Raw genomic sequence first — 8,925 nt, 5'->3', positions numbered from 1 at the left:
CCACCACCCCGAGCATCCCCCCTTGCTTGAGGGTAACGTCGATATCCGCAAGCAGGGTGCGCGGCTCGAGTTGATAGCTCACCTCTTTGATCTGCAAAGGAAAGGCTGAGGTAAACACCGCCGGCTGGGCGGGCTCTTCGATATCGCTGCGCTCCCCAAGCAGGCTTTCGATACGGGAGTAGGCGGCGCTACCCCGCTCGATGATGTTGAACAGCCAGGCGATGGCAAACATCGGCCAGATCAGCTGGCCGAGGTACATGGTGAAGCTGGTGAGCTCACCCAGAGTCAGCTCATCGCTCAGCACCAGCACACTGCCCCCCGCCACCGCGAGGAAGTAGGAGCAACCGATACAGAGATAGATGACCGGATCGAATTTGGCATCGATGCGGGCCACCGCCATATTGCGCTCCCCCGCCTGTTTGGTCAGCTCGGCAAAGCCTTCATCTTCCAGCGATTCAACCGCATAGGATTTCAATACTCGCACGCCGGAAAGGGCCTCCTGGGTCTTGTTGTTGAGCTTGGAGAAGGCCCCTTGCGCCGCCTTGAACTGGGTGTAGATCTGGGTGCCGAAGCGGTTCATGAAATAGGCCATCACCGGCAGCGGCAGCAAGGAGACCAGCGTCAACTGCCAGGAGTACTGGCTGCACATGATGGAGAGCACCAATACCCCGACCATGATGGAGTCCACCAGAGTCAGCACCCCTTCGCCAGCGGTCATCTCCACAGCCTGAATGTCATTGGTGGCATGGGCCATCAAATCGCCAGTACGGTGGCGCTGATAAAAATCTGGGCTCATCCGGGTGAAATGACTGAACAGGCGATTGCGCAACACATAGGCCAGACGGTAAGAGGCACCGAACAGCATCACCCGCCAGACGTAGCGCAGCAGATAAATCAGCACACCCAGACCAAACAGCCCCGCCAGATAGCGCATCAGGGTACCATTGTCGAGACCGCCCTTGGTGATGCCATCCACCACCCAGCCCACCACTTTGGGCGGAATAACGGTCAACAGGGCCACCATCAGCAGCAGGGAGATGGCAGCCAGATAACGGGGCCACTGCTCCTTGAAAAACCAGCTCAATCGTAGAAATACGCTCACACCACCAACCTTTAGCGCTCTCTGCCCGTGACCGCGCCAAGGAGCGGCCATCAGAGAAGCCACGCAGAAATAGAAGAATGAAAACAATCGCCTCCGGCTGGAGGCGATTCGAACGAAAGCTCATCATATCCCGAACCGGGATGGTTGAGAATAATTACTATTTAATTCACTGTGACATGCGATCATCCCCTGATGAATAGGGATTATACGAATTTTCATGCTGCTCACCGGTCAACAGGAAGTGTGACACCTCTTCCCTGGTCTGGCTAAAGACCTGTTGCAACTGCTCCAGATCCGTCTCGCTCAGCACCTCGTTTTGCCGCAGGCGCCACTCCAGCTCGCCAGCCACCAATTGCAGACGGGCCGCCGAGATATTGGCCGACACCCCCTTGAGGGTGTGCAGCAGCTTGCTGGCCACCTCGGGTTGCTGACGGCGCAGGGCGGAGCGGATCTCCCACAGATCGTCCTTGTGCTCCGACATGAACAGCTTGAACAGGATCTGCAACGCCTCCTTGTCCTGCTCCAGCCGTTTGAGTGCATCCTGCAGATCGAGGATCCCGATCATATCCGGCGGTTTCACCTCCATGATCCCCGCCTGCTCCACCCCTTGCGGCTTTACCCACTGCAGCAGGTTGTTGTAGAGATCCAGCTTGCTCACCGGCTTGGTGACATAGCCATTCATCCCCACCCCCAGACAACGCTCCTTGTCACCGGGCATGGCACTGGCGGTGAGGGCAATGATGGGCACATCGTGCTTGTCGACCATCTTGCGGATCTGGCGGGTGGCATCGAGTCCGTCCAGCACCGGCATCTGCAAATCCATCAGGATCACGTCAAAAGGCTGCTCGGCGACCCGCTCCACCGCCTCCCGACCATTGCTGACCACACACACTACCGCATCGACGCGCCGCAGATATTCGATGATGAGCTGCTGATTGACCCGGTTGTCTTCCGCCAACAGCACTCGGGTACCCTGCAACAGGGATTTGAAGTGTTGCTGATCCCCCTGAGCCTCGGCCTTGCGCAGGTTGAGCTCGTAGGAGCTACCGTTGAGCAGTTCGTCCACCTTGGCCAGCAGGGCATTTTCGGTCATCGGTTTGGGCAGAAAATGGGTCAGCCCCATGCTATCCATCCGGGCGTGCAGCCCCTCTCTGGCCCAGGCGCTGATCATCAGGATGGGGATCCGCCGCCACTGGCTGTGCTGATACATCTCCAGCGCCAGATCGAGCCCATCCTCCTGACCCATGCGCCAGTCGAGGATCGCCAACCGCAGATTCGGTCCCTCTTCACGGAGCAGCTGACGGGCGCGGGAAAGGGAGTTAACCGGCAGCACTCGCACTCCCGCCCGAGTCAGAATGTCCCGGGCCAGATCCAGCACCAGTTCGTTGTCATCCATCACCATCACCAGCGGCTGGTTTTCGAAGAAGACTTTCCGTCCAGCCACGCCGTAGACCGCCTGCGCCATCGGAATATCGAACTTGAACAGAGAGCCGACGCCAGGCTTGCTCTCTACGGTGATCCGCCCCCCCATCAGCTCCACCAGCCGCTGGGAGATATTGAGCCCGAGTCCCGAGCCGCCATATTTTCGGGTATTGCCCGCCTCCAGCTGGGTAAACGCCTGAAACAGTTGGGTCTGCTTCTCTTCGGCAATACCGATGCCGGTATCGCGCACACTGAAGCGGATCCGCATTGGGTGAGGATTGGCCAGCTCGATGCAGACTTCGACTTCACCGCGTTCGGTAAACTTGATGGCGTTGTTCACCAGATTGACCAGCACTTGTCCCAATCGCAAGGGATCCCCACGCAAGAAGACCGGCACTTCCGGTGACTTGCGAATAACCACTTCCACGTGTTTGCGCTCCGCCAGATCGGCAAACATGCCCGCCAGCGAATCGAGCTGCTCGCTGAGATCGAAGTCGATCTCCTCCAACGTCAGCTTGCCTGACTCCACCTTGGTCAAATCAAGGATGTCGTTGATCAGCAGCAGCAGGGTATCGGATGAGGATTTGATCTTGCCCAGATAGTCCCGCTGTTGCTGATCCAGTTCGGTCTGCAGTGCCAGCGAGCTAAAACCTATGATGGCATTCATGGGGGTGCGGATCTCGTGGCTCATGTTGGCCAGAAAATCGCTTTTGGCCTGAGCCAGCAAGCCGGTCTGGCGCGACAACTCGCTCAGCTTCTGGTTGCGGCGCCACAGGGTGAAGGCCACCAGCGCAAAGCAGATCAAAGCCCCGCACAGCACCATCAGATAGAAGCGGTTCATCAAAGAGGAGGCGCGCTCCAGCTTGTCGAGTTTCCAGCGCACCAGACTCTCGATCACATGCATGTCGATGAGCTGGTAACGCAAGGTGTGATAAGCAATCACCTGCTGGCTCATCTCCTTGCTCAGGCGGATCAGGGTGGCGATCTCCGGCAAGTTGCCATAACGGGATTGCAACTGCTGTTGCAGCTGGTCCAGCGTAGTCTGTTCACGTTTGTCCCAACTGCGCTGCAGATAGTTGCTCAGTTGCGCCAACTCCTCCAGGTCGCGATGAAGCGCACTGTCTGACGGGCTTATCCCCCGCACCTTTTTAATCTGGGCCTGCAGGGGCGCATTGAGGTACTCGATAGCCATCTCAATGGCATGAAGCCTGGCCAGCGCCATCAGATAGTTGTCCATGTCATCAAGCAGAGCCTGGGAAAGGTCGTCTTGCACCAGCTCGGGATCGCTTCTGACTTCCCGTACAAAACCGTCAAGGGTGATGGATAACTGGTTCAGGCGCTGCTGGACATTGCTGTCATTGGCCTGCTCCCGCCCAAGCAGATAGAGGGTATCGGCGTTGATCCTGTTCAGCACCACCTCGGCCGCTTCGTTCAGGTTGTGGGCCTGCTGCTGCTGACTGAGCGACTGCCAGCAGTAGCCCGAAAAGGCAAGCAGCAGGGCAACAATCAGCCCAGGCACAGCACGGTTTTTCCGTGATCCTTTATTCATCCCGTCTCGACTCTCATCTGGTGGTCGCTGAATTATCCGGTAAGGCAATGAACCCTGGGGGAATTATCCACTCCCGCTGGGCACTGTGTTACCGTTATTGCTCTGATATTTCGCTATTGTTTCGCGATTGCTTCATTCTGGCTTTTCATCATATCCCCGGCCAGAGCTGATTTAGAAGGAACCAATTATGTCATTTATCACTACTTATTGTAGCCACTGCTTTACCAGGAACCGCCTGCCCGTTACCCATATCGATACATCTGCCAAATGCGGGCGCTGCAAAGCCCTCCTGTTCAGCCAGACCCCTTGCCTCGGGAAGGCGGATAACTTCGATACCCTGATCAACTCAGATATCCCGGTCGTGGTCGATTTCTGGGCCAGCTGGTGCGGCCCCTGCCAGCAGTTTGCTCCGGTATTTCATGAGGTTGCCCATGAACTCGAACCACGGATGCGCTTTGCCAAAGTCGATACCGAGCAACAGAGCACCATTGCCGCCCGTTACGCCATTCGCAGCATCCCCACCCTGATGGTCTTCCAACAGGGCAAACTGGTGAACCAGATAAATGGCTCCTTGCCCAAGAGCATGTTCAAGCAATGGCTGGAACAGTTCATGGATGTTTGATTTATATTTCGCACATGTTTTATTTATGTGTTAATTTCCTCATTTTTATCAATGAGTATGTGAGTAGAGGCTGATTTTCAACATGTGAGTCTGTTTCAAACAAGTGAATGGATGTAATCTCAGCAACACAAAAACAACCATAAATTAACCGAGAGAACATTATGCACACATCAGCTGTACCCTCTGCTCCATCTCGTTGGCTGGACATCAAATCAGGGATCGTCATCCTGGATGTCTTGCTACTTTGCGCCATGCTCGCCTGGCTCCCGTTTGACCCCATGGTCAATGAGGGGCTGGGCATTCTGGTCTTTATCGCCATCCTCTGGCTGACCGAAGCACTGCACGTCACCATCACCGCGCTGCTGGTGCCCTTGCTGGCTACCGTGCTCGGGGTGTTTGACATGAGCAAATCCCTCACCGATTTTGCCAACCCGATCCTGTTCCTCTTTTTTGGCGGTTTCGCCCTCGCGGCAGCCCTCTCAAAACAGGGACTGGATACCCTGATGGCAGGCAAGGTGATGCACCTGGCCAATGGTCATCTGGGTTGGGGCGTCATCCTGCTCTTTACCATCACAGCCGCCATGTCGATGTGGATCAGCAACACCGCTACCACCGCCATGATGCTGCCACTGGCGATCGGTATGCTGGCACGCCTCGATAGCAAAAAAGAGCGCGCCACCTTCGTCTTCGTATTGCTGGGGATCGCCTACAGCGCCAGTATCGGCGGCATCGGCACCCTGGTGGGTAGCCCACCCAACGCCATCGCAGCCGCCCAGATGGGGATTGGCTTCACTGACTGGATGAAATTCGGTGTTCCAGTCGTGCTGATCCTGATGCCCTGCGGCATTGCCCTGCTCTATCTGGTAACCCGCCCGCGTCTCAGCCACCGCGTCGAGATCCAGGATGTCACCATCAACTGGACCCGCGAGCGTAAAGTGACGCTGGCAATCTTCCTGACCACCGTTGTGCTCTGGATCGGCTCACAACCCATCTCCAACGCCTTTGGCGGTATTCCGCAACTCGACACCCTGATTGCCATGGGCGCCATCGTGGCCATCGTGGTCAGCCGTGTCGCCAGCTGGGATGACGTCAACCAGAACACCGACTGGGGCGTGCTGATGCTGTTTGGCGGCGGTCTGACCCTGAGCGCCATTCTCAAGGCCACTGGTACCAGCGCATTCCTGGCCAGCCATCTGTCGGCCGTACTCTCCAACGCCAACATTTTTGTCGTGTTGCTTATGCTGGCCGCCTTCGTGGTGTTCCTGACCGAGCTGGTCTCCAACACCGCCACCGCCGCACTGTTGGTTCCCCTGTTTGCCGGTGTCGCCGAGGCGCTGGGTGTATCACCTGTGGTGATGTCTGTGTTGATCGCTATCGGTGCCTCCTGTGCCTTTATGCTGCCGGTCGCCACGCCGCCCAATGCCATCGTCTTTGCCAGTGGCCACATCCGCCAGAGGGAGATGATGAAAGCCGGTATGGCTCTGAACGTGGTCTTTACCGTGCTGCTCGCCCTGCTGGCCTACTTCGTTGGCGATATCCTCTGATCCAGCTCCCCCCAATAAACAAAAACCCCCGCATTGCGGGGGTTTTCTCATTTATGAATCTGATTAGCCGATGTTGCAGGCCTTCAGATCCCAGATCCGATCCACATAGTCCTGGATGGAACGGTCTGAGTTGAACTTACCCATGGTGGCCGAGTTGATGATGGCCTTCTTCGCCCACAGTGCCGGATCCCGATACCAGGTATCGATCAGCTTGTGTGCATCCGAGTAGGACTGGAAGTCCGCCAAGGTCAGGTAAGGGTCTCCCCCTTCCAGCAAAGAGCGCTTGATGGAGGCCAGCTCACCCGGACGACCCGGCGTGAAGTAGTCGGTATCAAACCAGTCCAGAACGGCCTTGAGCTCGGAGTTGGCATAGTAGAAGTCGTACGGGTTGTAACCACGCGCCTTCAGCGACTTCACTTCGTCCACGTTCAGACCGAAGATGGCACAGTTTTCGGCACCCGCCTCTTCAGCGATCTCGATGTTGGCTCCATCCAGCGTCCCGATGGTGATTGCACCGTTGAGTGCCATCTTCATGTTGCCGGTACCGGATGCTTCATAACCTGCAGTGGAGATCTGCTCGGAGACATCTGCCGCCGGGATCAGCTTCTCGGCCAGACTCACGCGGTAGTTCGGCATGAACACCACTTTCAGCTTGCCCTGGATACGAGCATCGTTGTTGACCCGATCCGCCAGCTTGTTGATGGCATAGATGATGTCTTTGGCCAGCTTGTAACCGGGCGCCGCTTTGGAGCCGAAGATAAACACGCGCGGATGCATGTCATAGTCCGGGTTGGCCAGCAGACGACGATAGAGTGCCATGATGTGAATGAGGTTCAGCTGCTGGCGCTTGTACTCGTGCAGACGCTTGATCTGAACGTCAAAGATCGCCTCGGCACTGACATCGATACCGGTTTCGTCCTTGATGACCTTGACCAGCTTCTCTTTGTTGTGACGCTTGATGGTCATGAACTGCTGCTGGAACGCCTTGTCGTCGGCAAACTTCACCACGCCACGCAGTTTGTCCAGTTGCAGCGGCCACTCCTTGCCCACCACTTCGTTGTAGAGACCCGCCAGCTCCGGGTTGCAGGCCAGCAGCCAGCGACGCGGGGTTACCCCGTTGGTCACGTTGCACATTTTTTCCGGCCACAGCTCGGCATACTCGGGGAAGAGATCTTCCTTCACCAGCTTGGAGTGGATCTCGGCCACACCGTTCACTTTGGACGAACCGATGACGCACAGGTTGCCCATGCGAACCTTGCGCACGGCTCCCTCTTCGATGATGGAAAGCTTGGCCTTGATGGCATCGTTGCCCGGCCACTTGGGCTCCACCAACTCGTTCAGGAAGCGGGCGTTGATCTCGTAAATCACCTCCAGATGGCGAGGCAGTACTTTCTCGAACAGGCTGACCGACCACTTCTCCAGCGCTTCCGGCAGCAGAGTGTGGTTGGTGTAAGAGAAGACCTGATAGCAGATGGCCCAAGCGGCATCCCAGTTCAGATCTTCCTCGTCAACCAGCACCCGCATCAGTTCCGGGATGGCGACAGTCGGGTGAGTATCGTTGAGCTGAATGGCAATTTGCGCGGCAAAGTTGCTGAAGTCACTGCCATGGACCCGCTTGTAGCGGCGCATGATGTCCTTGATGGAGCAAGCACAGAAGAAGTACTGCTGGATCAGACGCAGCTCTTTACCTGCATAGGTCTCATCGTTCGGATACAGCACCTTGGAGATGGTCTCGGCCTGGGCTTTCTCAGCCTGGGAGTCGATGTAACCACCGGCGTTGAACACGTCCCAGTCGAAAAACTCGGAGGCGCGGGATTCCCACAAACGCAGGATGTTGACGGTGTGACCGCCAAAACCGACCACCGGAATATCCCAAGGCACCCCTTTAATCTTGCGACCGGCGTGCCACACCTTCTTCAGGCCGCCATTGTCACCAAACACGGTCTCGACGTAGCCATAGAGCGGCACTTCTTGCACCGACTCGGGACGGCAGATCTCCCAGGGGTTGCCATATTCACGCCAGGAGTCTGGGCGCTCAATCTGGCGACCATCCTGAATTTCCTGACGGAACAGACCGTGTTCGTAGTGGATACCGTAACCAACCGCCGGATAGTTCAGAGTGGCCAGCGAGTCGATAAAGCAGGCAGCCAGACGACCCAAGCCGCCGTTGCCAAGTGCCATGTCCGGCTCTTGTTCGCACAGGTCGGTCAGTTCCAGACCGAGTTCGCCCAGCGCCTCTTCGCAAGTCTTGTAGAGGGAGAGGTTGTGCAGGTTGTTGGAAGTCAATCGTCCCATCAGGAATTCAGCAGAGAGATAGTGAATCGCACGAGTATCTTTCTTGAAATGAGTCTGCTGAGTGCGGGTCAGGCGCTCGTACACCTGTTCATTGACAGCCGCAGCAGTGGCTTTCCACCACGCTTCGGGAGAGGCTTTCTGTTCGCTTGTTCCCAAGGTAGAACGCAGGTGACGCACGATACTCGCCTTGAGCTGATCTTTATCCAGTTGGAGATCCTGGTCTGTCTTCTTCTTGGTAGCCATAAACCATATTCCTTCGTTACAAATAAAATTGTTATCCCGCTTGCGGGACCGGCGCTGTTGTTATCTCAAAATATGTACCGGCGTGAGAATACTAACTAAAGCGGCAGAATTAAAAGTTAACGCAAGTCACACTTTAACCGATAAAAAC

Annotated in this window: 5 protein-coding genes; 2 read left to right on the top strand and 3 right to left on the bottom strand. The window is 56.5% G+C overall.

The window, feature by feature from the left end; genetic code table 11:
• Both AACS18_RS21515 and AACS18_RS21510 read right to left on the bottom strand, forming a co-directional pair.
• Nucleotides 1–1,102: ABC transporter transmembrane domain-containing protein (locus AACS18_RS21515; protein WP_258228789.1), on the bottom strand; the 1,102-nt coding region annotated here is incomplete at its 3' end.
• 166 nt (nt 1,103–1,268) lie between these two features.
• Nucleotides 1,269–4,073, bottom strand: a complete 2,805-nt coding sequence (locus AACS18_RS21510) for a hybrid sensor histidine kinase/response regulator (protein WP_043824350.1) — start codon at nt 4,071–4,073, stop codon at nt 1,269–1,271.
• Between the two features lie 187 nt (nt 4,074–4,260).
• On the opposite strand from AACS18_RS21510, the gene trxC reads away from it, so the two are divergent.
• Together trxC and AACS18_RS21500 are read left to right on the top strand one after the other, a co-directional pair.
• Nucleotides 4,261–4,695, top strand: coding sequence for a thioredoxin TrxC (gene trxC / locus AACS18_RS21505; protein WP_108613275.1), 435 nt, complete (start codon nt 4,261–4,263; stop codon nt 4,693–4,695).
• 161 nt (nt 4,696–4,856) lie between these two features.
• Nucleotides 4,857–6,239: an SLC13 family permease gene (locus tag AACS18_RS21500; protein WP_108613274.1), complete on the top strand. Its 1,383-nt coding sequence runs from the start codon at nt 4,857–4,859 to the stop codon at nt 6,237–6,239.
• 63 nt (nt 6,240–6,302) lie between these two features.
• Here the strand turns inward: AACS18_RS21500 and AACS18_RS21495 are convergent, their stop codons facing one another.
• The gene (locus tag AACS18_RS21495; protein ID WP_108613273.1) at nt 6,303–8,777 is read right to left on the bottom strand and encodes a glycogen/starch/alpha-glucan phosphorylase; all 2,475 of its coding nucleotides are present in this window, start codon (nt 8,775–8,777) and stop codon (nt 6,303–6,305) included.
• Nucleotides 8,778–8,925: the final 148 nt, after the last annotated feature.

This window comes from Aeromonas sp. HMWF015, from assembly GCF_963878965.1.
Classification (GTDB): Bacteria; Pseudomonadota; Gammaproteobacteria; order Enterobacterales; family Aeromonadaceae; genus Aeromonas; species Aeromonas veronii.
Note: the sequence above shows the minus strand (reverse complement) of the source record. Positions and strands in the feature narration are given on the sequence as shown.

Coding starts and splice junctions, on each gene's coding strand:
- AACS18_RS21510 (WP_043824350.1), bottom strand. CDS start 4,073: ATGAATAAAGGATCACGGAAAAACCGTGCTGTGCCTGGGCTGATTGTT.
- trxC (WP_108613275.1), top strand. CDS start 4,261: ATGTCATTTATCACTACTTATTGTAGCCACTGCTTTACCAGGAACCGC.
- AACS18_RS21500 (WP_108613274.1), top strand. CDS start 4,857: ATGCACACATCAGCTGTACCCTCTGCTCCATCTCGTTGGCTGGACATC.
- AACS18_RS21495 (WP_108613273.1), bottom strand. CDS start 8,777: ATGGCTACCAAGAAGAAGACAGACCAGGATCTCCAACTGGATAAAGAT.